Genomic DNA, 20,926 nt, shown 5'->3' with positions numbered 1-20,926 from the left:
TTTTAGTGTTTTGCGGGTTACAAAGGACTTGCCTTTGAGGTTTTATTTGTATATATTATGGAGAGGAGTGTTTTATGCCTGAACCGATGACTTTAGATACGTATAAGTTGACGAGCACCGAAGAGCCCTCGGATGAACTCCTTGCGCAGTTGATGAAGGAGGCTTTTGACGATGCCCGTAAGGCTGATGCAGAGGCAACAGCCCGTTATTTTGATGAAATCAAACGTGCTATAGCAACCATTCGATAATTATGTCACCGACAGAACATCGACCTGTACTAATTGTTATTGCTGGACCGAATGGTTCGGGTAAGACAACCATTACTTCAAAAATTCTTCGTCATGAATGGATGGAAGATGCTGTCTATATTAATCCTGATGTTGTAGCACAGGAACGGTTTGGTGATTGGAATTCTCCGGATGCAGTCCTTAAAGCTGTAAAGTATTGTGAAGCGCTTCGTGAGGACTGTCTTAAACAGCAAAAGAGTCTTGTTTTTGAAAGTGTCCTTTCGTCGGATGGAAAAGTTGAATTTATCAAACGCGCTAAAGATTTGGGTTACTTTATTCGTGTTTTCTTTGTTGCAACGAACCATCCTTCTATTAACGCGGCAAGAATTGCCAAACGTGTGATGCAGGGCGGGCACGACGTTCCTATCACAAAAATTATTTCTCGATATCAGAAATCAATCTTCAACTGTAAGTGCATTTCGGAACTTGTCGATAGACTTTATATCTATGATAACTCCGTTGATGGAGTTGATGCTAGGTTGCTATTCCGTAAAGCGGAGGGCAAGCTCATAAAGCAGTATTCAGACGATATTCCCGAATGGGCAAAATTAGTGCTTTGATAGAGTGAACCATTTTCCCGGTGCTGGGAAAATGGTTCGTTTTATTTGATGAAGTCCACGAATTGTTGGATGGAATGAATTCGGTTTTTGCCTAGATATTCTATTTTATAGATAATGGCTCGCGGAATTTTATGGATTGTGTTGATGGTGTGTGCCCTGCTGCTTGCGGGGTGCAGTGTTACTCCGCACCATATCATAGTGAAGGATAATCTCTCAACAGAAGATTTTAAGGACGAGTCTATTGTTGGTTGGAATCCTAGATGTCCACATTGTTCTGGACAATTTGCGGTTGCTGGCGCTGTCCCAATACCAATATATCAGGATGGACGGAATCGTCAGATAGACTTTTGGCGAGGAACTAAAGAAAAATGCTCGCATGATTTCGATGACGATATTCTTGTCTGGTATAAAAAAGGAAAACCGTATCAAAAAATGAAAATCATCTGCAATGATTCTCGCAGGGGATATCGTGCGTTTATATTTGATAAGAACGACAATGAAAAAGAAATCTCGGTGGTGGAGGATTCTTCGAAACAATATACCTGGATTATAAATCTTGGCGAAGATTTTCAAAAAGAATATTCGGGATACGAAGACGAAGTTTCTCTTTCGGTGGATGTTCCCAATGATGTTTCATATGAAAGTTTTCAGGTTGGAATTTATAGAAATGACTCTATAGGAATTAGAATGGTTCCTTATGAGTTTACCCTTAGGACATGCAAATCTTGTACCAAAAAGCGATGGGTTAATATTTCTTTTGCTGTTTCGACAAGAGCCAATGAAATTGTCTTGTATAAAAGCGGTGCTCCCTTTCTGTCGATGTCCGTCACTTATGAAACGGATGGTGACAAAGTCGAAAATGTAAAGGTTTTTGTAGTGGATGGGAAAGAAGTGCCTCTTTATACCAAAGGGGTTCACGAGGTTTTGACTCGGTGGAGTTTCCATTATCCCGTTGAATGAAAACAGGGTTTTAGGGGCGGAGCCCTTAGGCGTGGGGGTGGAGAGCAACGGAGTGCGAACCAGGGGGATTCTTCCCCCTTTTATAAATCACTCGTCTTGCTAGCGTCCATACTCATAACTCATGACTCAAAACTCATAACTAATTTGCCTTTTTTCGTGGAATTTTGTATCTTAATTCGCGAAAACAGAAGAGGTTAACTAAATGGATATTCAGGAACTTTCGGAAAAGGTGCGCCAGCAGAGTGCTTTTTGCATGAATTTGCTGCGTGAAGTGGAAGGGACGGTGATTGGCCAGAAGGCTCTGGTGGAAAGCATTTTGACGGGTATCTTGGCCGACGGTCACGTGCTGCTGGAAGGCTTGCCGGGCCTTGCCAAGACGACTGCGGTGAAGGCTTTTGCCGATGCCGTGTCGCTGGATTTCAAGCGCATCCAGTTCACGCCTGACCTTTTGCCGGCCGACTTGCTGGGTACCACGATTTACAACGCGAAGGAAGCGAAGTTCGAGACCCGCAAGGGCCCGCTGTTTACGAACCTGGTGCTGGCCGATGAAATCAACCGTGCGCCGTCGAAGGTGCAGAGCGCTTTGCTCGAAGCTATGCAGGAACGCCACATCACCATCGGCGACGAGACGTTCAAGCTGGACGAGCCGTTCCTGGTGCTTGCCACGCAGAACCCCATCGAGCAGGAAGGTACGTATCCGCTGCCCGAAGCCCAGGTGGACCGTTTCCTGTTGAAGGTGAAGGTCAGCTACCCGAACAAGGCTGACGAAATGAAGATTCTCGACGCTGTCGCCGGTGCGGGGCTCCGTCAGCCGCAGGCCGTCGCCACGAAGGAAGATATTCTGGCCGCCCGCCAGCTGGTGAAGCAGGTGTACGTGGACGAACGCGTGCGCGAATACATCGTGAACCTGGTGCTTGCGACCCGCGATCCGGGCAGCATCAAGCGTAGCGACCTGGTGGGCTTTGTGGAAGTGGGCGCCTCGCCCCGTGCATCCATCGGCCTTGCCCAGGCTTCGAAGGCCCATGCGTTTATCCAGGGCCGCGCCTACGTGACGCCAGAAGACGTGAAGGCCGTCGCCATGGAAGTGCTCCGCCACCGCATTATCCTGAGCTACGAGGCCGAAGCGGAAGAAGTCTCCGCCGAGACCGTGGTGCAGAAGATTCTCGATTCTGTGGAAGTGCCGTAGTGAGGAGAAGCGGCTTGTATTAACAAGCCGCGACGACGAGAGCAACGCTCAGACCGGAGGCATGTCAATTGCGGTAGAGCGTTGCGGTCGTGTAAGGAGCGTCGCGGGCATCTCTAACCGACGTTGTTATCTCGCACTCGTTGCGGGATCTCCACTTACATAAGCCGGGCCTTGAGCTCGGCTTTCACTTTTTTGAGGTCGCTGCAAGTGAGGACGGGGATGAGACTGTTGATTTCGTCGATGGGCTTGTCCCACCACTTGAACTTGAGCAGCAGTGCGGTAAGTTCGTCGTCGAATCGTTTGCGGATGAGTTTGGCAGGGTTCCCTGCCACGATGGTGTAAGGCTCCACGTCGCTTGCTACGACGGAGTTTGCCCCGATGATGGCTCCGTCGCCGATGTGGACGCCTGGGAGAATCGTCACATTCTGCCCGATCCATACGTCATTTCCGATGACGGTATCGCCCTTGAGCGGAAGGTCGCTCTGGGCCGGGGCGGGCTGCTCCCATGTGCCGAAGATGTAGAAGGGGTAAGTGGTGGCCGCGTTCATCTGGTGGTTCGCCCCGTTCATCACGAATTCCACGCCGGCGGCAATCTGGCAGAACTTGCCGATGATGAGCTTGTCGCCGATAAAGTCGTAATGGTGGGTGACGTGCTGCTCAAAGTCCTTGTCGGCAATATAGGTGAAATCGCCCACAATGATGTTTGGGTTTTTGACGGCGGGCTTGACGAAGGTCAATGCCTCCACGTTGGCGATAGGCTGGATGACGCTTGGGTCGGGAGTCTTTGCTGGCATAAAAGGAATATAGATTAATTTGCGGATTTCTATCCGTAGGCTATATTTTTATCGTGTGTAGTTTTTTGGGAAAAACTTGCTATCATTTACGGCATGGATGAAGTGTTTATGGAGTGTTTTTGCACTTGCAGGGTGTTCTTGTGAAAAAATTTAGACTTGACGCTCTCGGCCTGTTTTTTGTGGTGGCCGTTTTGCTCCACATCGGGTTTGCCAACGGGGTTTTGAAAGAGGAGCGAGCGCTTGATTCCGGCGTCAAGGTTCCGGTGAGCGCCCATGACGTGTGGCAGGCTTATGCGGACGGTGTTGACGACGTGGCGTTGGGTGCGCCTTTCCGTCAGTATGCGATGCGCACAAATGTGGGCGGAAAGGAATTCCGTTCGACTCTGGTGGAATTTCCTTTCGGGAGTTCGGTGGCGGTTGATTCCGTTGAGGCTGATTCCGCAGGAAATGGCAGTGTCGGGAGTGACTCCGCGTTGACCGATGTCGAGGAGGGTGCCGGTGTCAAGTCTGCGCAAAATGCGGCCGGTGCCAAGCCTGCGCGGGGGATAATCCTGTATGTGCATGGTTACAACGATTATTATTTCCAGAAGGAAATGGCTCAAAAGGCGGATTCGGCGGGCTATGCCTTTTTTGCGATAGACCTGCATTATTGCGGGCGTTCCTTTGCGCCTGGGGACCGTCGGGGTGACCTGCGGAACATGCGGGAGTTTTTTCCGGAGCTGGATTTTGCGGTGGAGCTTGCGCGGGTGATTACGAAGGAGCGTACAGGGCATGCGCATTCGCTGCCGCTGGTCTTGATAGGGCATTCCCAGGGCGGCTTGCTGGTGTCGTTTTATGCGGAGTCCCGTCCAGCCGAAAAGTTTGCGGCTCTCGTCTTGAACAGTCCTTTCTTTGATTTCAATTTCAACTGGCTTGTGCGCAATGTCGCGATTCCGGTCATTTCGGAGCTGGCCATGTACCTGCCCGACTTTTCGATTGGGTCCAGCGGGAATCCGAATTACGCTTACGCGATCAACAGGGAGCGTTATGGCGAGTGGCAATACAATACGGAGTGGAAAAGCGAAGAACGGCCGGAGCAGTTCTTGGGGTGGATACGCGGGGTATATAGGGCCCAGCTGGAATTGCACAAGGGATTTCATATAAATTCACCGGTGCTTGTGTTGCATGGGGACTGTAGCGAAAATGACGATGAATGGTCAGAGAACCAAATGCATTGCGATGGCGTGCTGGATGTGGAGCATATAGAGATGTGGGCTCCGAAAGTCGGGACGAAAGTAACGACGGAAACGGTGGCGGGCGGCTTGCACGACCTGTACCTTTCCCGCAAGGGCGTGCGCGACGAAGCCTACGCAAAGACGTTTAACTTTATAGACGAAAGCCTGCGTGGGTTAGAACGCGCCGACGATTAGCTTGCGGTGTTTTGGCCGGGGCGTTTTCTGGCCGTTTTTGCCGCATTGCCAGCCCCTTCCGGTCCAGCGCCCCGCCCACTTTTTTATCTTTTAGGCGAAAAAGGGCGCAGGGAAGGCCTCTGCGCTTGAATTTCGTCGTTTAACAAGCAATCGACCCGCGGGACTGCTCCTTTTGGAGTTTTGCGCCGCCGGGCCGCCAACAGAATGAAGGATATATGGCAAATCGTGTTGTAATCGGTTCCCAGTGGGGTGACGAAGGCAAGGCCAAGGTAGTTGATTTTCTGACGCTGGACGCAGACTACATTGTGCGTTTCCAGGGCGGCGCAAACGCTGGCCACACCGTCGAAGTGGGCGACAAGAAGTTCGTGTTCCACCTGATTCCCTCCGGCATTATGCACGACGACAAGATTTGCGTCATCGGCAACGGCGTGGTGCTGGACCCGGTGCAGACCCTGGCCGAGATCGCCGACCTGCACACCAAGGGCATCAACCCCGAAGGCCGCCTGTTCATTGCCGATAACGCCCACGTGGTGCTGCCGTACCACTCCGCTCTCGACAAGGCCAAAGAAAAGAAGGCCGGCAAGGCCGCCATCGGCACCACGGGCCGTGGCATCGGCCCCTGCTACAGCGACAAGGTGAACCGCATCGGCGTCCGCGTGGGCGACCTGATGGACGAACGCGAACTGCGCCCCCGCGTCGAAGCCATGGCCAAGGTCCACAACGAAGAATTCAAGGTGATGTACGACGTTCCCGAAATCGACCCCGAACAGGTCATCAAGGACTACCTGGAACTGGGCCAGAAGATCAAGCCGTTCGTGCGCGACGTGAGCGCCATGCTCTATGCCGCCGTGAAGGCCGGCAAGCGCCTGGTGTTCGAAGGAGCCCAGGGCACCATCCTCGACGTGGACCAGGGAACCTACCCCTTCGTGACCTCCAGCAACACGGTGGCAGGCTACGCCAGCTGCGGCGCCGGCATCGGCCCCACGGCCATCGACCAGGTGGTAGGCGTGGTCAAGGCCTACACCACCCGCGTGGGTAACGGCCCCTTCCCGACAGAACTCTTGGACGAAACCGGCGACACCCTCCGCAAGATCGGCAACGAATACGGCGCCACCACGGGCCGCAACCGCCGCTGCGGTTGGTTCGACGCCCCGGTGGTCCGCAAGGCTGCAGTGGTGAACGGCCTCACGCACCTCGCCATCACCAAGCTCGACGTGCTGGACACCTTTGATACCATCAAGATTTGCACCCACTACGAATGCGACGGCGAAAAAATCGAAAACTTCCCGAACCAGCTTTCGAAGGTGGGCCGCTGCGTGCCGGTCTACGAAGAAATGCCCGGCTGGAAGTGCGACACCACCAAGTGCCGCAAGCTAGAAGAATTGCCCGAAAACGCCCGCAAGTACCTGAACCGCATGGCGGAACTGGTGGGCGTGAAAATCGGCATGATCTCCATCGGCGCCAAGCGCGACCAGAGCATCATCGTGGATTTGGACTAAAGCCACCGCCGCCCCGGCGCGGCCAAAAGAAGAGAGGAAAACATGGACGCATCTGTATTGGAACTGCTGAAAGGCGTAGAACTGTTCTCGGAACTGTCCGACGACCAGCTGAGGCTCCTGGGCGACCTGGTTGAGGTGCAGAACTTCAACCGCGACGAAACCGTAGTGCTGGAAGGCGACGACTCCGTCCAGGCGCTCTACCTCATCGCCTCGGGCTCCGTCCAAGTGTACATGACCGGCGTGGACGGCCGCGAAACCATCCTCAGCTTCCTCGAGCGCGGCGACTTCTTCGGCGAAATGTCCCTCATCGACGGCGAGCCCCGCTCCGCCTCGGTCCGCACCGTCAGCGACTCCCAGCTGATGATCATCTACCGCGACGCCTTCCTCTCGCTCATCAAGCAATACCCCGAACTCGCCATGTCGCTCCTCTCCGAAATGAGCAAGCGGCTCCGCAAGGCCAACAAGCAAATCGGCTCCCTCTCCACCATGTCGGTCAGCGGCCGCGTGGCCGGCACCCTGCTGAACCTCATGGAAGAACGCGGCGTGCGCATCCACACCGACAACGGCAAGATGGTCACCGTCATTCACAACCGTCCCACCCAGCAGCAGCTGGCGGACATGTCCGGCACCACCCGCGAAACCGTGAGCCGCATCAGTTCCATCCTGGTGAAAGCCGGCGCCATCGCCATCACGGGCAAGGACATCGTAATCTTTGACGAGGAGTCGCTACAGGAAAAAGCCGCCAAGGGATAAAGGGGGAAGCCTCCCCCTCGCCGCTGCTGCGTCGTGGCGGGCAACTTGCCTAGAGCGGCAATCAAAAGAACCCGCCACCTAGCCGCATCAGCAGCTACCCCCTCTCCTAGGGGACACCCCTAAAACCCCGGGAAGGTGGATAGGGGCTAGGGGCTAGGATCTAGAGGCTAGGATTTAGGGGATAGGGAGCGCCAGTTCGAAGGAATGAAAAGTTTGAAGTTCGGATTGTGAATCCGGACGACAAGGTGAAAAAAGGAAATGAGTAAGATAAAGAATTTTTTTAAGTGGTTCAAGACATCCCCGTTCATCAGGGCGTTCATCCTCTGGGTGGTACTCCTGGTGATTCTCGCCCTTGTGGTAGATAAGATTGCGCTGCCTATTTTCTCCGGACAGTTCACCAGCACCGCCGAGGTGCCCAATCTGGAAGGCATGACCGAAGCCGAAGCGGACGCTGCGCTTTCGGCTGTGGGCTTCAAGGCCAAGTGGTTGGAAGAGGGCCGCTACAACGCCCAGGTGCCCGCAGGTCGGGCGCTGGTGCAGATGCCTGCCGCCGGTCGCATGGCCAAGGTAGGCCGCACCGTCCAGATCACGAGAAGTCTTGGACTCCGTCAGGTGGAAATTCCGGACCTTCGCGGAAAGAGCCAGAAGCAGGCCACCATAACGCTGACCCGCGCAGGCCTTGTGCAGGGCCAGATTATCAAGGGCGCCCACAAGAGCATTCCCCGCGGAGTGGTTATCCGCACAGACCCTATGGCCGGCGACACCGCCCGCGTAGGCGATACCGTCAACGTCATCATCTCTGCAGGCGAAACTCTCGGGCGCGTGCTGCTGCCCTCCTTTGCAGGTGAAGTCATCGACGACGTGTTCGTGAAAGTGGAACAGCTGGGGTTCAAGGTAGGCAACGTGAAGCGCGTCAAGGCCGAAAATGGCGAAGCCCCGAACACCGTCATAGAAACTTCTCCCAAGGAAGGTGACTACCTGCTGCCCGACACCAAGATAGACTTTGTGATTGCCGACTAGTTATGTTCCGTAGAGGCCTGACATTTTTCTGGACGTTGGCGCTGGTGGCGCTCTTGGCGGCGTGCAGTTCTGCACCCCGCAAGGATGCTGGCGGCCAGGCGACCCTGACGGCGGCGGATTCTGCCGCCATCGCAAAAGCCGTTGCACAGAAGGCCGAAACAAAACAGCCGGCAACGGTCCAGAATCTGGACGTGGCTCACGAATCGTTTATTCGGGCGATGGAAATGGAACTCCGGGGCGAAAAGGCCCTGGCCGAAATTTTCTGGCAGCGGGCTTTCGAGGCGGATCCCGAAAGCCGCTACCTCTCCTTCGCCGTGGCCGAAAGGATTGCCGCCCACGGCGAAGATTCTGCCGCGCTGGTGCTAGCTAAACGTGCCAACCAGCTGAAAGGCAAGACGAACCCCGGTCAGTTCGAACTGCTTGCTAAGTTGTATGTAAAAGCGGGAATTGCCGATTCTGCCCGTCGGTATTTCAATCTGGCGCTGGATTCTTCGCGCTACCAGGACATGACGCTCCTGTACGATTACAGCCTGTTTCTGGAAGCGGTGCAAGACAAGAAGGAACTGGTGCGGGTCTATGACCTGCTGCTCCCCCAGGTGAACTACATCTCTTCGCTTTTCCAGCGGCAGCTGAACTTGCTCATCGACATGCACAAGGATTCCGCCGTGGTGGAACTTTTTGCCAAGGGCTACGAGGCTACCGGTGACAAGAAGATGTTGCTCCAGCAGGTGCAGGGTCTTATCATCCAAAAACGCAATGCCGAGGCCCGTGCCATCGTGGATACCCTCAGCACCGTGTCGGAATACGAAGAGAATATGATCAACCTGGTGCTCCTGGTAATCGCCAAAGACAGCCGTGCCGACGCTCTCGCCTTTTTGCGGAAAAAGATCTACACCGACCATCTGGAATCTCCCGTGCTGATTTATTTCTTGGCCAACTACGAATACGCCCAGAACGAGGTGGACAGCGCGAAGGTCCATTACAACAAGGCCCTGGAGGGTCTCACGAGCAAGCCCTTTGCGGCCCAGGCCTGCAGGGCTCTGGCCGGAATCGCCCTCACCGAAAAAAAGAAGGACGATGCCGTTGCCTACGCCGTGCGTGCGGACTCCATTCTGGACGGTAACGACAAGGATTTCTTGGCCATGACCTATGGCTATGCGGGCAAGTACCAGCAGGCCTATTATCTGCTGGACTCCCTGCTTGGAGTCTGGACCAACTGGACGCCCATGGCGGGCATCGCCGATTCCGCGTCGGTTGCCCAGGTGAATCACGAAGCCCAAAAAACTTACAGGCACTTGCAGCATACCTACGCCAAAATTCTGGTAGCGCAGGCGCAAGAAATCGAATCCGACGGCAAGGCCGATTCCCTCAAGCTTTTCCAGGCGCACGAGGCGCGGTCCAAGGCGAACCTCTTCTGGGAAAGCATGCTGATGGGAGATTCCACCAGCCTGCTCATCCGTTTCAACATGGCCATGAATCTGGAACGCATGGAAGAATTTGACGAATCCTTCAAGCTGTTCGAATACCTGCTGACCGCTCCCGACAGGGGCGAGCTGGACAGGCCCGAAGTGTACAACTACTACGGATACTCCCTTATCGACCTGAACCGCTCTCCCGAAGAAGTGGACAAGGGAATTGCGCTGGTGGACAAGGCTCTTGCACTCGAAAAGGGCAAGGCTCCGTCGGAGGCCTTCTTGGATTCAAAGGCCTGGGGGCTCTACCGCAAGGGAAAATTCGAAGAAGCCTACGCCGTGATGCAGCAGATAAAGTCCGAAAATTTCAAGGAAGACTACGTTTACTGGGAACACATGGGCGCCATACAGGCGGGGCTCGGCAAGACCGCCGATGCGGTCAAGTCTTACAAGCTGGTGCTTAAACTCAGGCCCAACAACAAGGCCGCCAAGGAATTTTTGAAACAGCACAAGAAGTAAGGCGCTATGTCTTTTCGGGTCTTTTCACAACGGCGTCATTCAGGAGCAACTGCGTCAGCCACGGATTTCTCCCAGCGTCATCCTGGAGCGCAGCGATGGGATCCATACAGTTCTTGCCATCGCTTGAAAAAAGCATCAACATTCATACTCATTTTTTTTGCTGCTCTCCTTTTGGCAGGCTGCGCCGGGAGCCGTGGCACCGCAGGTGCCTGCGAAGGTTCTGCGGCATGCGTCCAGGAGCAGGCCCGCCCCGACAGTCTGCGGGCTAAATTCCAGCTGAACATCACCCAAGAAGACGGAAAGGTCCAGGAGTTCGACGCCGTACTTTTCTCTGTGCCTGGAAAACGCTACAGGCTCGAGCTGACGGGACCCTTGGGAATCGGCGTCGCCTCTATGCTCTGGACCGAAACAGGCTGGCAGATGGTGTTCCCGACAGAAAAAATCTACGTAAAGGGGAACGGCTACATGGTGGGCCTCTTGAACGACAACACGCTCCCGCTGGTGCATATCCATCAGGTCGCGGCCCTCTTCGAAGGCAAGCTTCTTCCGGAGCGCTTCGAGAAAACCGGGTCAAAGGATTCGTCGGGCGTGACCGTCGTGAGTGCGAAGGAATCCACCGGACGCCTGTTCAGCTACGGCGAAAAAGACGGACGCGTCCAGTGGCTCTTGCGCACGGGCCGCGACGGCAAGCCGGAAAAGACCGTCTTTTTGGACGAAGGGACCCTCGAAGGCCGCACCATGCCCAGGAACATCCGCTTCGAGCGGGACGGAAAAGTCTTTCTGGAAATTTTCATCAAGAAAGTGACCCACGGAAAACCCTTCAGCCTGGGCACCTGGCGCCTGAATATCCCCAAGAGCTTCAAGGCTGTTGGGGAATAACGTAGCGATAACCTGGACTGCGTTAAAAATGGCTTTAACTACGCCTGCATTGCAGGCACAATTTGGGTTTGTTTATGTTTTGGGATGCTTTTATCCAACAACATCAACAAGAAGCTTGATGAACCCCACTGCGGATGCACGTACGGGCCGCAAAGCCTATGCCGACTGTCGCAGGGATTGTCGTAATACGGGGATAAATATACAAAGAGACCAAAGAAAAGTCGCCTAAGCAGTCAAATCCATCCAATATTTTTGCAATTTTTCGCGAATCAGTTTCATCACGTCTTCAAAATCAAAACGGTTGTCTTGCTTAATCTTGTGCAGAAAATTTTTCCAAAGCGCCTGTCGCACTTTGTCAGTGGCGAAATCAGAGTCAAACAGTTTTATTTCAGGATTGAACACAACATCCCTCGCTCGGAATGTCGCCTTAATCGCCTTTTCCAGGCTTTGATAATCTATTTCTTGATTCGAAAAAATTTGATACACATCGTAGAAATCCTTCATGCGACTGTTACTCTCGTCCAACAAGACCATTGCATGAAATTTTTCAGCAATTACAGACTCTATTGAATAGACATACAAATTTGCCTGAGGCAACGTTTCCAGCAAAGCGGGATACGAAATCTCTTTCACTCCAACTACGGCATCGCCAAACCCAACATCAATAGAAATTCGCTGAACAATAGTATCTAACAATGCTTTTACCTGTACACAGAGACGCTTATACTCCTTATCATCCATAATCCTTTCAACATTTATGCTACCAATGTCAAAGAGTACGCCATCTTCAGGGCAGGGCTGTGAACATATATCGGCGAAAATATCCCGAAGCCGTTCCGGATCCGACGGAAAATTGACTCCGAGAAAATCAACATCCAATGTCGGCCTTGCAATTAATGGATTCAACGCATATAACAGGGAACCACCTTTCAGATAAAAGGACTGTCTGTACCTGCTTTGGACAAGACGGTACATCAATCTTTCATGAACAAACCGTATTACTACCTGTTAGTAGTCTCCATGCGTGATCCTGGTCTGTTCCAAAAGACGATTACGAACGGATTTGGCAATATCCTGAACCACATTATCCCCCGATTTCTAGGTATTTCTTCAGGGTTGCTGCAATGCGCAATTTTCTAGCATATTCCATCAGTTTTGAAATATTTCGCCTAGGGTTGCGCAGATACGTCTTGAGAATTTCGGCGCAAACGTCCAATCCGATTTTGTTGCGGTATTTTACGGCATCGCAGACGGAACGTTCCAAATCTGTGACTCGAACATTGTGCCCATGAACGGATGCCTGTTCGATTCCAAATTCCAGCAAATGGTCTGACCAGAAATACAGAGTGACAGGCGGAAATTCAGGCAGGACGACTTTTCGCTTGCGGGGAATAGCGATACAGAAGGCATTCGGAATTTGCGTCGTCAGCTCGTAATGCTCCCAAGCAGAATACATGCACAGCACACCGCCGGGCACGAGCGCATCGATGTCGATCATTACATCGGCAAGGACACTTGCATTGACAAAAAAGCCCGGACGCAAGCGGAACAATTCACCGGACTTGACCTTTTTCAAGGCCTGATGATACTGGTACGCGCTCATGGTTTCACGGGCGAACATCCCCTCTGGGATCTTTACTTCTTTTCCATCGTATGTTGCCATACCTACAATATAACAAATCTACGGCACTTTTGCAAATATGCCGTAGAAATTTTAACATCAACAGCAAGGTCACCTTTTAAAACCGTCATAAGCATATAGATGCCCTGTTCGGTGAAGGCATACGGCAATTTTCGTGTTCCACCCCAACTTGATGTGCATTTTTTGCACATCAAGTTTTGCATTTCATCCTCATTCAATTGAAACCGAAAATCCTCCGCAAATCGATCAATGTTATTTTTTACCTGGCGATTGAAAAATCTCGTCTCGTATCCATAAATCTCGGCCAGGTCGGCATCGAGCATCACCTTGACCCCGCGAATGGTGTATATTCGCGACAGCCAATTTATCAGTTTTTCTTGCCATAATAATCCTCTGGCCCGCTCGGCAAGAGCGAACGTTATAAACGGTTTTAATTGCGTCTGCACTGCAGGCACAATTAGGGTTTGTTATGTTTTGGGATGCTCCATGTCGTGCACCTCCCAGTGGCCACCGCGATCTCCGCCAATACGAACAATGCGCCCAGACTTTGTGAGATTTCTCAATTGCCATTTTACGCCGTCAGCAGTTATTCCACAAATTTCCGATAACTCCAACCTAGTCACATTAGGATTGTTTGATATCGCATCAAGTATTTTCTGGGTAGTTTTCTGGGTAGTTTTCTGGGCAGTTTTCTGGGTAGTTTCCGAGTCTTCATTCTGACCACCAGCCTCATTTTCCGCATCAAACGAATAATTTTCGTTCAGCGGTTGAATGATGCGAAAAACATCATCTTCAAAAAATTCAGGTTCAACACCGGAATAAAGCCTCCCGTACTTGAACATTTTCCGGGCACCGGAACCGAGCTTTTCCGAATAGCCGATATTGCGAAAAAAGCTTGCGATAAGCGGATTCTTCGGGAACGGCTCAAGATTCCTCAGCGTTATCGGACCGTTGAACCGAGCCCTGTTCGCATTTTCCACATACATCCTGTCCTGTTCTATCACAAACTTCGCCTGGTACGAACTTGAATACTCCCGATGCATCAGTGTGTTTACCAACATTTCACGAGCCACAATATTCCGAAGAGATTTGCGTTCGGCCCCTTCCACATAGAATTTATCGGGCAGGTGCAACGCCGCGAATTTAAAAAGCAGTTCAAAACTTTCGACCAAGTTCGTAACTACCGTCAAACGGTCGTCATAACGATCGACATTCACCTTGCGGACAAGGGCGTCAGTCTGGTAAGCAGGACAAATATCGCGAATAACCTCGTCGCGACCAAGAAGCATCACCGCGGCAAGATTGAACCCATTTTTGCCGGTAACATGATCCTCGGCATAAAGCCCTGCACTTTTCAACAAATCCCTATTCGATAGTTTTTCCCAAAGGTGGCTACCGCCAGCGTTGTTCTTGGCCAGAATCCGTATCATCGGCAGTAAATCCAAGCGCAAGTCTTTCAACTTTACGTACGGATACACCCTGCGTTCTGTGTAGATTTCTTGCTTGCGGATATACATCTGCGCAATTTTTGCTGTCGCAGTCACCTTGACATCCGCCTCGTCTACGCGGTCATAAATCCGTTTCTTGAACGAATGTACCTCGCCGCTTGAAGGAACATGGATATGAATCAAGGTTTTCTTGCGGTACTTGAAAATTTCTGGTTCAAGATAAAGCGTGGGGCTGAACAAGTCCGGATTACCGATGGCACTGATAAAGTTTTTCACCATCGGCTGGGCTGCATTTTCAGGAACGCCAACAACAGTCCCATTGTCAAGCACCCCCAAGTAAATATCTCCTCCGAATCGGTTCGAAAACGAGCAGACCGTTTCAAAGGTGTCCATTTCAATGGTGCCACCAGCCCGTTTGAACTCTATGGCCGCAGTTTCCCCAATCTTCAGGGCATTCTCAAATTTTGCAAGATTCATTACGTGGCCTCCCTATCCGCAAACTCATCATCATCTTCGGCGATTCTGAGCTCTTCTTCATTTTTAGCCATATTAGCCTCCATTAGCCGTAAAAACGGCCGGTTGAAAATTTTACAAGCGGGATTTCTGATCATCTCTCTGTTTCACCGAACTTTTCTATAAACCATTGAGAGCATCATCATTTTTCGTAAACACCGTTTACGAAATTCAATTAGATCAAAAATATTGTTGCGCTTTTTGTAGCCTTTAATGTCGGAATAAAAGCCATATTAGTAGCGGCTAATAGGGAACGCAGTGCGTTCCCTATTGAGTCTAGACCTCCCGTTTCTTCAACTTCAATTTATTTATCACCTTCGAAACCTCCAGCACCACATCCGTATACCTAGACTTTTCCGTGTCAAAGCAAAGGTCTTTGTCTATGTCGATGAATCTTATGCAATTCCCTCCGGGGATTCGCAAAGAATATGATACACCCTTATATGTGCTGCATACCTCTTCAAAAAAATCTAAAATCTTACGAGATTCACTTTTTTCTTTTTGCAATGGTGTAAATATTCGTTCCAATTTATCGTACAATTTTTGTTCTTCTTCATTGAAGCCGCTTTCCCCATCAGCGTACATCCCCCAGTTATACATCATTTCAACTTCTTTTTCTGTAAATGTGTAGTTCATTTTTTTCCTCACTTTTATGGTTAAGTTTATTTCCCATGCCGGGCTGCGGCGATTTCGGCGTTGATTTCGTCGAGTGTCATTTCGGCGGAACCAACCTTTTCGGCATCGGCGGAAAGCTGCTGCATGGTCCGGAGCATACCGCGCTGAGCCTGCCTACGCAATTCCAAAAAGGCATTCCATCCAGTATTATCTTTCTTGTTCTCTTCTTCTGATTTTTTCTTCATCGTATTTCTCCTTTAATATCAACTAGGATTTCCCAATAGCCATCACGAGTTGTGCCAATATGGCGAATTGCTGGATTCGGAGCCTTTCGAAGTTCGTTTAAGTAATACTTGAGACGATTTATCTTCATTCCCATTCTTTCGGCCATTTCGCTTTGACTTAATTTAGGATTGTCCTTTAAGATTTTAAGCAGATTCCATTCCACCTCACTGTATTGGGTGGGATTGGGTAGGATTGGGTGGGATTGGGTGGGATTGGGTAGGATTGGGTGGGATTGGACGGATTTCTTCCAATATAAGGTTATCCTGAAATCCCCATGAAAATCCTGCATCACGGGTTCCGGCAAGCCGCTTTCTTGCATTGCCTTGAAGATGTTCGGAATACCGCTTCCCCATGTTTCGACAATGCGCATATAGATAAACGTTTCTGCAATCCCCTTGTTGCGCACGCTAGACATGCCTTCACGCATTTTTTCCAAGGTGATATCCCTGCAAAGCGTCCCTGGGGACGTCACTTCCAGGCGGTCATCATACAATGCTACCTGCACCTTGCGAGGGATTAGGTAACTGCGATGGCACACCGCATTTGCAATGGCTTCGCGCACGGCAGATTCGGGCAAAAGGGAACTGTCGTGCCTAAAAAGCCCCTTTACCTTGGATTGAACAGGCAAATTCTGCATTACGAACTGGTAGGCCGACTCAATCTGCTCAAAAAGAGGCCCTTCCATATTTTGTCGCTTCAAGAAATCGCCCCGGATATTTCCTTTGAATACGGCGCATTGAATCTTTGCGTCAGGGAAATCCCCGTTTGTCCCCTGCAAAAGTTTAAACCCATTCGAAGCCACTAAAGAACGGCCTTCCTTCTTCAACAGTTTCCACGAAAGCAACTGGTTGACGGTCGGCCTTCGCAATGCTGCACGTTCTTTTTTGCTCAATGTCCCGGCTGTAAAATCATAAATCTTGTCACAAAGATTTTCGACTTCTTCCTTCGAAACGGTTTCGCCAGCTGGTTGCTGATCGAACGATTCGTTTTCACCTTCAAGAAGCAGTTCCTTGAGCATGTATCGTTCTGCTTCACGGGTCGTTGCCGCCACGCGAACAAAAGTGCCTTCGGTAATGCCCATGCTCTTTATGTAATAGGGCTGCTGCATTCCAGAAGGAACCGTCACCACGATAATGTAGCGCTTGTCAATTTCCTGAAGATTGATACTCGGCCTGATTTTGGGCTCGCAACTGTTGAAAATCGTATCAGCGATTGTGTCGGCTTTCTGAAAGACCTCGCTCTTTTTTATGCCTATAATTTTATGGGTCTTGTCGTCCACGCCAAAGACAATCGTGCCGCCCTTGCCGTTAGCAAAGGCAACAACGGTCTTGATATACTTGACGCTCTGTTCGGGAACATCCCGCTTGAACTCAAGCAGTTCTGATTCACCAGCTAGAATTTCTTCTTTGGTCATTTTAGCCTCCATTTAGCCGCAAAAACGGCCGGTTGATGTTAGAGGCGTCCCCTTTATCCCGAAAATCGAAATAAAAAAAAGACGCATTTCTCCATTAGACGGAGAAACACGTCGGGCATTAATGTACCTAATATTCGGAAAGTTGGCTAGGGGAGCAAGAAAATTTTACAATCAGGCAGACGCGGCGTTGTCGAGCAACACGTTCACGTAAGTCTGGTAAGGGATGCCCGCGGCGGCGGCCTTGCGTTTGATCGATTCCACCGTCTTGACCTTGAGCCTTATGGAATACATCTTCTTTTCTTCCTTGGCCTCGGCAATTGCGCGACTGATGCGCGCAATGGATTCCTCTAGCGTCTCCGACTCATGACCACCGGTGATAACCATCGGATCCCTCATCGTGGTATCGTTCTCGAGCGCCTCGATTTCCTCTTTAGACAGGAAATCGTCAACCAGCTTGAACCCCTTGGGCAGCTTAATCTTCTCGCGCTTTTTGCTCTTCGTCTTCATGAGCTCTCCTTACAGTTATTGCACACCCTCCCTATTGTAGAAAATGTATATACACTTGTCAATACACATTGCAATACACATTGTAATACACGCTGTTCACTCATCATCATCTTCGGCGATTCTGAGCTCTTCTTCGTACATTTCCTTATGCGGAGCATATTCGCTAGGAATAACATACGACAGGTATTGCAAGAAATTCCTGTAATCCTCTTTCGCGAACTCGCTACCCATGCCAGAAACGCCTTCAAGTACGACATCTGAATAGTGGTCGAGTACATGGAGATCCCGTTCATGGCGAAACATTAATCTGTACAGCATTGCGGCGGCTTGATCCTGCTGCTGGCTCATAAGTTCATTAAGCCCAGCTATTGATTCCAAGAGTTCCTTCGGCAACTCAAATTCATTCTCGTTCTCTGCTTTTTTCTTCACAGTAATTTTCCTTTATTTGGTTGACTGAATTGTTTTTTTTCACCAGTTTCCCGTATCCAATACAAGGTCATCTTGGTTGCTCCAACACTTCCTCGAACATGTTCCGGTATGCATCAACATCGTCGAGTTGGACGATGGTCGTAATCTTGTTGCCGGCATCTTTGGAAGACGCCCCGCAATGGTACAACTTTTCGCTCTTGATCTTGAAATCCACGAGAATGTAGCGGTCGTGGAACTTGTGCATGGCGGGTTTCTTGTCAATCGACACGTCCGGGCGGGCGGCCCGATAATCGGCAAGCATGTCATCTGTCATGCGGCTTCCACCGAGCAAGTCGCTGAAAATCAGGACGGAAACGCCTTTGTGCACATTCCGCAGCAAATTCAGCGTCTTAATATCCACGTAGTTATCGACTATCAGCACCGACCTCTTCGCCATACCGTAAATCTGCGCGTAAGCGACGTCCGCCTCCAGCTTGTGCCCGTTCAGAATCAGGAAGTGCCTGAAAGACGAAGGATTGACGAAATTTTCCATGACCATCCGGAGGTCCACATTGATTTTTCCCAGATCGCTCCGGATATCGCGAACTTCGCCAGAAAGTTCCTTTACTTCGGCGGAAACGGCCGCGATTTCATGTGTATTTTGAACAGTCTGCGCCGCAATCTGGGCAATTCCCGCAGTTCCGAGCAGTTGATGGTTTTCAGCAACGATATAGTCCTTCATCTGCTTGAAAAGGCGAATAAGAGCCATACTCTGTTGTACTGCCAAATCACCTTTCAACACTGTCATGAGCATATAAATACCCTGTTCCGTAAAAACAAAGGGACAGGAGCGGCTCATCGTGCTGAGATTTGCGGTGCAATTTTTGCACCGCAAATTTTCAGTGTTATTTGCACCGGTAATTGCGGTCAAAAATTTTGACCGCAATTCATCGACTTCGCTTTTGGACAGCTGGAACCGGAAATCCTCCGCAAAACGATCGATATTATTCTTGACCTGCCGATTAAATGCTTTGGTGCTATACCCGTAAATCCCGGCCAAATCTGCATCGAGCATCACCTTGACCCCGCGAATGGTGTATATCCGCGATTTGAGCAGGGTTTCGTCAATAAGCGGGAATTCCGCGACAGCCAATTTATCAGTTTTTCTTGCCATAATAATCCTCTAGCCCGCTCGGCATGAGCGAACGTTAAAAACGGTTTTAATTGCGTCTGCACTGCAGGCACAATTTGGGTTTGTTATGTTTTGGGATGCTTTTATCCAACAACATCAACAAGAAGGTTGATGAACCCCGCCGCGGATGCACGTACGGGCCGCAAGGCCTATGCCGACTGTCGCAGGGATTGTCGTAATACGGGGATAAATATACAAAGAGGTTTGAGGAAAGTCAACACGTGCGCAATTCCATGAAGGTATTCCGGCCATCCAACTTGAAGCCAAATTTGTGATTTCAAGTCACCTCCTTTTTTTCTTCATTTTCATTTCTGCCATAGTACGATCAACAACCTCCCTCAACTTGTATGTTGCCACACCTAACGGTTTGTTAATATCCTTGAGCGACCATTCTACAACCGTCTTATCTGTTGATTTGCAAATAATCAAACCCACGGAAGGATTATCTCCTTCACCACGAAGTAGTTCATCTGCTGCTGTTACATAAAAATTGAGTTTACCAGCAAACTTAGGTGTATACTTAACAACCTTAAGGTCAATAATGACATATCTATGCTGCGGAATAAAATAAAAAATCAAGTCTGGGAAAAACGCCTGACCACCTGGCATTCGAAATTCCATTTGACGCCCGACATACGAAAATCCCTTCCCCAATTCCAACAAAAACTGCGTTACATTGGCAATAAGAGCGTCTTCAAGATCACCTTCTTCGTATTTTTCCCGCATCTTTAAGAATTCAAAATGATAGGGGTCCTTCAAAATTTCCTTTGCAATTTTTTCCTGAGAAGAAGGCAAGGTTTTGTCGAAATTAGTGACCGCAGTTCCCTTTGCTTGAAATAGATTGGCATCAATGTTTGCGTTTAATGCGGGACGTGACCATCCATTATTCACTACATTATTTACATAAAACATTGCTTCGTCTATTAATTGACATCGAGAAACAATATCTATATGCTGTCCCCAGGGGACCTTACCAAAGATTTTGGGCATCTCCAATTGGCCAACGGCCCGTTGGCCTTTTTTTATTCGATCAAAATAGAACAAATACCATTGCTTCATATACTTCACATTCGTGAAAGAAAAGCCTGTTTCGTTTGGAAATGACCGACGCATGTCAAGCGCAAACTGTTTTACAACTCCAGTTCCCCAACGTTCTTCAGCGCGTAACGCTACTAAATCGCGACCTATCCCCCAGTAAAATTCCAGCATTTCGGTGTTCACGCGAATTGATGCTTTTGTTTGGCTCTGACGAAAACGCTGTTTTATGTCCGACAACCATTCAACATAACTGCTATCCGCCACCATTCCATCACGAAACACAAACATCGACCCGTTTTTCGAGTCTTTCTTTTTAGCCATTTTAGCCTCCATTTGCCGCATGTTGCGGCTTGTTGATGTTAGAGGCGTCCCCTTTACCCCGAAATTCCGGAATAAAAAAAAGACGCATTTCTCCATTAGACGGAGAAACACGTCGGGCATTAATGTACCTAATATCCCCAAAATTGGCAAGAGGGGTAAGAAAATTTTACAAGGCGTTCCCCCGGCCCAGGTCCCTGAGCTTGCCGAAGGGCTGGGTCGGGCTATACTCGCTTCGCTCACGACGCCACAGCGCCGCCCTTCGGGT

The 20,926-nt window shown here is 50.3% G+C and carries 23 protein-coding genes; 10 read left to right on the top strand and 13 right to left on the bottom strand.

The window, feature by feature from the left end:
- Positions 1 to 74 precede the first annotated feature (74 nt).
- From IKB43_00160 to IKB43_00145, 4 genes are all read left to right on the top strand, one after another.
- Entirely contained in the window at positions 75 to 248 is a 174-nt protein-coding gene (locus IKB43_00160) for a hypothetical protein (protein ID MBR2468560.1), read from the top strand.
- 2 nt (positions 249 to 250) lie between these two features.
- Positions 251 to 847, top strand: coding sequence for a zeta toxin family protein (locus IKB43_00155; GenBank protein ID MBR2468559.1), 597 nt, complete (start codon positions 251 to 253; stop codon positions 845 to 847).
- A 114-nt stretch (positions 848 to 961) separates the two neighbouring features.
- Positions 962 to 1,807 carry a hypothetical protein gene (locus IKB43_00150; GenBank protein MBR2468558.1) on the top strand — a complete coding sequence of 282 codons (846 nt, stop codon included), beginning with the start codon at positions 962 to 964 and terminating at the stop codon, positions 1,805 to 1,807.
- Between the two features lie 202 nt (positions 1,808 to 2,009).
- On the top strand, positions 2,010 to 2,993 hold the full coding sequence (locus IKB43_00145) for a MoxR family ATPase (GenBank protein MBR2468557.1): 984 nt from the start codon (positions 2,010 to 2,012) through the stop codon (positions 2,991 to 2,993).
- Positions 2,994 to 3,148: 155 nt separating this feature from the next.
- Here the strand turns inward: IKB43_00145 and IKB43_00140 are convergent, their stop codons facing one another.
- Complete coding sequence (locus IKB43_00140; GenBank protein ID MBR2468556.1) at positions 3,149 to 3,787, bottom strand: CatB-related O-acetyltransferase; 639 nt, start codon at positions 3,785 to 3,787, stop codon at positions 3,149 to 3,151.
- 140 nt (positions 3,788 to 3,927) lie between these two features.
- Here IKB43_00140 and IKB43_00135 point away from each other — a divergent pair, with 140 nt between their 5' ends.
- The 5 genes from IKB43_00135 to IKB43_00115 all read left to right on the top strand — a co-directional run bounded on the left by IKB43_00135 (position 3,928) and on the right by IKB43_00115 (position 10,399).
- On the top strand, positions 3,928 to 5,196 hold the full coding sequence (locus tag IKB43_00135; GenBank protein ID MBR2468555.1) for an alpha/beta hydrolase: 1,269 nt from the start codon (positions 3,928 to 3,930) through the stop codon (positions 5,194 to 5,196).
- Between the two features lie 215 nt (positions 5,197 to 5,411).
- Positions 5,412 to 6,695, top strand: coding sequence for an adenylosuccinate synthase (locus tag IKB43_00130; protein MBR2468554.1), 1,284 nt, complete (start codon positions 5,412 to 5,414; stop codon positions 6,693 to 6,695).
- 42 nt (positions 6,696 to 6,737) lie between these two features.
- A complete protein-coding gene (locus IKB43_00125; protein MBR2468553.1) occupies positions 6,738 to 7,448 on the top strand; it encodes a Crp/Fnr family transcriptional regulator in 711 nt (236 codons plus the stop codon).
- Positions 7,449 to 7,706: 258 nt separating this feature from the next.
- The gene (locus IKB43_00120) at positions 7,707 to 8,468 is read left to right on the top strand and encodes a PASTA domain-containing protein (GenBank protein MBR2468552.1); all 762 of its coding nucleotides are present in this window, start codon (positions 7,707 to 7,709) and stop codon (positions 8,466 to 8,468) included.
- 2 nt (positions 8,469 to 8,470) lie between these two features.
- Entirely contained in the window at positions 8,471 to 10,399 is a 1,929-nt protein-coding gene (locus IKB43_00115) for a hypothetical protein (protein MBR2468551.1), read from the top strand.
- Positions 10,400 to 10,403: 4 nt separating this feature from the next.
- Here the strand turns inward: IKB43_00115 and IKB43_00110 are convergent, their stop codons facing one another.
- On the bottom strand, positions 10,404 to 10,541 hold the full coding sequence (locus IKB43_00110; protein ID MBR2468550.1) for a hypothetical protein: 138 nt from the start codon (positions 10,539 to 10,541) through the stop codon (positions 10,404 to 10,406).
- 29 nt (positions 10,542 to 10,570) lie between these two features.
- Here IKB43_00110 and IKB43_00105 point away from each other — a divergent pair, with 29 nt between their 5' ends.
- Positions 10,571 to 11,278 (top strand): hypothetical protein, encoded by a 708-nt coding sequence (locus IKB43_00105; GenBank protein ID MBR2468549.1) that lies wholly within the window; start codon positions 10,571 to 10,573, stop codon positions 11,276 to 11,278.
- Between the two features lie 225 nt (positions 11,279 to 11,503).
- Here IKB43_00105 and IKB43_00100 read toward each other — a convergent pair whose 3' ends face one another.
- The 11 genes from IKB43_00100 to IKB43_00050 all read right to left on the bottom strand — a co-directional run bounded on the left by IKB43_00100 (position 11,504) and on the right by IKB43_00050 (position 20,628).
- Positions 11,504 to 12,253, bottom strand: coding sequence for a nucleotidyl transferase AbiEii/AbiGii toxin family protein (locus IKB43_00100; GenBank protein MBR2468548.1), 750 nt, complete (start codon positions 12,251 to 12,253; stop codon positions 11,504 to 11,506).
- Positions 12,254 to 12,362: 109 nt separating this feature from the next.
- A complete protein-coding gene (locus IKB43_00095) occupies positions 12,363 to 12,941 on the bottom strand; it encodes a hypothetical protein (protein MBR2468547.1) in 579 nt (192 codons plus the stop codon).
- Positions 12,942 to 12,943: 2 nt separating this feature from the next.
- Positions 12,944 to 13,243 (bottom strand): ORF6N domain-containing protein, encoded by a 300-nt coding sequence (locus IKB43_00090; GenBank protein ID MBR2468546.1) that lies wholly within the window; start codon positions 13,241 to 13,243, stop codon positions 12,944 to 12,946.
- 144 nt (positions 13,244 to 13,387) lie between these two features.
- A complete protein-coding gene (locus IKB43_00085; GenBank protein MBR2468545.1) occupies positions 13,388 to 14,845 on the bottom strand; it encodes a putative DNA binding domain-containing protein in 1,458 nt (485 codons plus the stop codon).
- Positions 14,846 to 15,157: 312 nt separating this feature from the next.
- Positions 15,158 to 15,517 carry a hypothetical protein gene (locus IKB43_00080; GenBank protein MBR2468544.1) on the bottom strand — a complete coding sequence of 120 codons (360 nt, stop codon included), beginning with the start codon at positions 15,515 to 15,517 and terminating at the stop codon, positions 15,158 to 15,160.
- A 26-nt stretch (positions 15,518 to 15,543) separates the two neighbouring features.
- Positions 15,544 to 15,741: a hypothetical protein gene (locus IKB43_00075; protein MBR2468543.1), complete on the bottom strand. Its 198-nt coding sequence runs from the start codon at positions 15,739 to 15,741 to the stop codon at positions 15,544 to 15,546.
- Entirely contained in the window at positions 15,738 to 17,195 is a 1,458-nt protein-coding gene (locus IKB43_00070) for a putative DNA binding domain-containing protein (GenBank protein MBR2468542.1), read from the bottom strand. The genes IKB43_00075 and IKB43_00070 overlap by 4 nt, the downstream gene beginning before the upstream one ends.
- 171 nt (positions 17,196 to 17,366) lie before the next feature.
- Positions 17,367 to 17,702 carry a hypothetical protein gene (locus tag IKB43_00065; protein MBR2468541.1) on the bottom strand — a complete coding sequence of 112 codons (336 nt, stop codon included), beginning with the start codon at positions 17,700 to 17,702 and terminating at the stop codon, positions 17,367 to 17,369.
- Between the two features lie 96 nt (positions 17,703 to 17,798).
- Complete coding sequence (locus IKB43_00060; GenBank protein MBR2468540.1) at positions 17,799 to 18,131, bottom strand: hypothetical protein; 333 nt, start codon at positions 18,129 to 18,131, stop codon at positions 17,799 to 17,801.
- Positions 18,132 to 18,198: 67 nt separating this feature from the next.
- A complete protein-coding gene (locus tag IKB43_00055) occupies positions 18,199 to 19,284 on the bottom strand; it encodes an ORF6N domain-containing protein (GenBank protein MBR2468539.1) in 1,086 nt (361 codons plus the stop codon).
- Between the two features lie 300 nt (positions 19,285 to 19,584).
- A complete protein-coding gene (locus tag IKB43_00050; GenBank protein ID MBR2468538.1) occupies positions 19,585 to 20,628 on the bottom strand; it encodes a DUF1016 family protein in 1,044 nt (347 codons plus the stop codon).
- Between the last annotated feature and the right edge of the window lie 298 nt (positions 20,629 to 20,926).

It is taken from the genome of Fibrobacter sp. (assembly GCA_017503015.1).
GTDB lineage: Bacteria > Fibrobacterota > Fibrobacteria > Fibrobacterales > Fibrobacteraceae > Fibrobacter.
Note: the sequence above shows the minus strand (reverse complement) of the source record. Positions and strands in the feature narration are given on the sequence as shown.

Bases quoted from the DNA above. Each gene is read 5' to 3' on its own strand.
- IKB43_00160 (MBR2468560.1), top strand. From the start codon at position 75: ATGCCTGAACCGATGACTTTAGATACGTATAAGTTGACGAGCACCGAA.
- IKB43_00155 (MBR2468559.1), top strand. From the start codon at position 251: ATGTCACCGACAGAACATCGACCTGTACTAATTGTTATTGCTGGACCG.
- IKB43_00150 (MBR2468558.1), top strand. From the start codon at position 962: ATGGCTCGCGGAATTTTATGGATTGTGTTGATGGTGTGTGCCCTGCTG.
- IKB43_00145 (MBR2468557.1), top strand. From the start codon at position 2,010: ATGGATATTCAGGAACTTTCGGAAAAGGTGCGCCAGCAGAGTGCTTTT.
- IKB43_00140 (MBR2468556.1), bottom strand. From the start codon at position 3,787: ATGCCAGCAAAGACTCCCGACCCAAGCGTCATCCAGCCTATCGCCAAC.
- IKB43_00130 (MBR2468554.1), top strand. From the start codon at position 5,412: ATGGCAAATCGTGTTGTAATCGGTTCCCAGTGGGGTGACGAAGGCAAG.
- IKB43_00125 (MBR2468553.1), top strand. From the start codon at position 6,738: ATGGACGCATCTGTATTGGAACTGCTGAAAGGCGTAGAACTGTTCTCG.
- IKB43_00120 (MBR2468552.1), top strand. From the start codon at position 7,707: ATGAGTAAGATAAAGAATTTTTTTAAGTGGTTCAAGACATCCCCGTTC.
- IKB43_00115 (MBR2468551.1), top strand. From the start codon at position 8,471: ATGTTCCGTAGAGGCCTGACATTTTTCTGGACGTTGGCGCTGGTGGCG.
- IKB43_00110 (MBR2468550.1), bottom strand. From the start codon at position 10,541: ATGTTGATGCTTTTTTCAAGCGATGGCAAGAACTGTATGGATCCCATC.
- IKB43_00100 (MBR2468548.1), bottom strand. From the start codon at position 12,253: ATGTACCGTCTTGTCCAAAGCAGGTACAGACAGTCCTTTTATCTGAAA.
- IKB43_00095 (MBR2468547.1), bottom strand. From the start codon at position 12,941: ATGGCAACATACGATGGAAAAGAAGTAAAGATCCCAGAGGGGATGTTC.
- IKB43_00090 (MBR2468546.1), bottom strand. From the start codon at position 13,243: ATGCTCGATGCCGACCTGGCCGAGATTTATGGATACGAGACGAGATTT.
- IKB43_00085 (MBR2468545.1), bottom strand. From the start codon at position 14,845: ATGAATCTTGCAAAATTTGAGAATGCCCTGAAGATTGGGGAAACTGCG.
- IKB43_00080 (MBR2468544.1), bottom strand. From the start codon at position 15,517: ATGAACTACACATTTACAGAAAAAGAAGTTGAAATGATGTATAACTGG.
- IKB43_00075 (MBR2468543.1), bottom strand. From the start codon at position 15,741: ATGAAGAAAAAATCAGAAGAAGAGAACAAGAAAGATAATACTGGATGG.
- IKB43_00070 (MBR2468542.1), bottom strand. From the start codon at position 17,195: ATGACCAAAGAAGAAATTCTAGCTGGTGAATCAGAACTGCTTGAGTTC.
- IKB43_00065 (MBR2468541.1), bottom strand. From the start codon at position 17,702: ATGAAGACGAAGAGCAAAAAGCGCGAGAAGATTAAGCTGCCCAAGGGG.
- IKB43_00055 (MBR2468539.1), bottom strand. From the start codon at position 19,284: ATGGCAAGAAAAACTGATAAATTGGCTGTCGCGGAATTCCCGCTTATT.
- IKB43_00050 (MBR2468538.1), bottom strand. From the start codon at position 20,628: ATGTTTGTGTTTCGTGATGGAATGGTGGCGGATAGCAGTTATGTTGAA.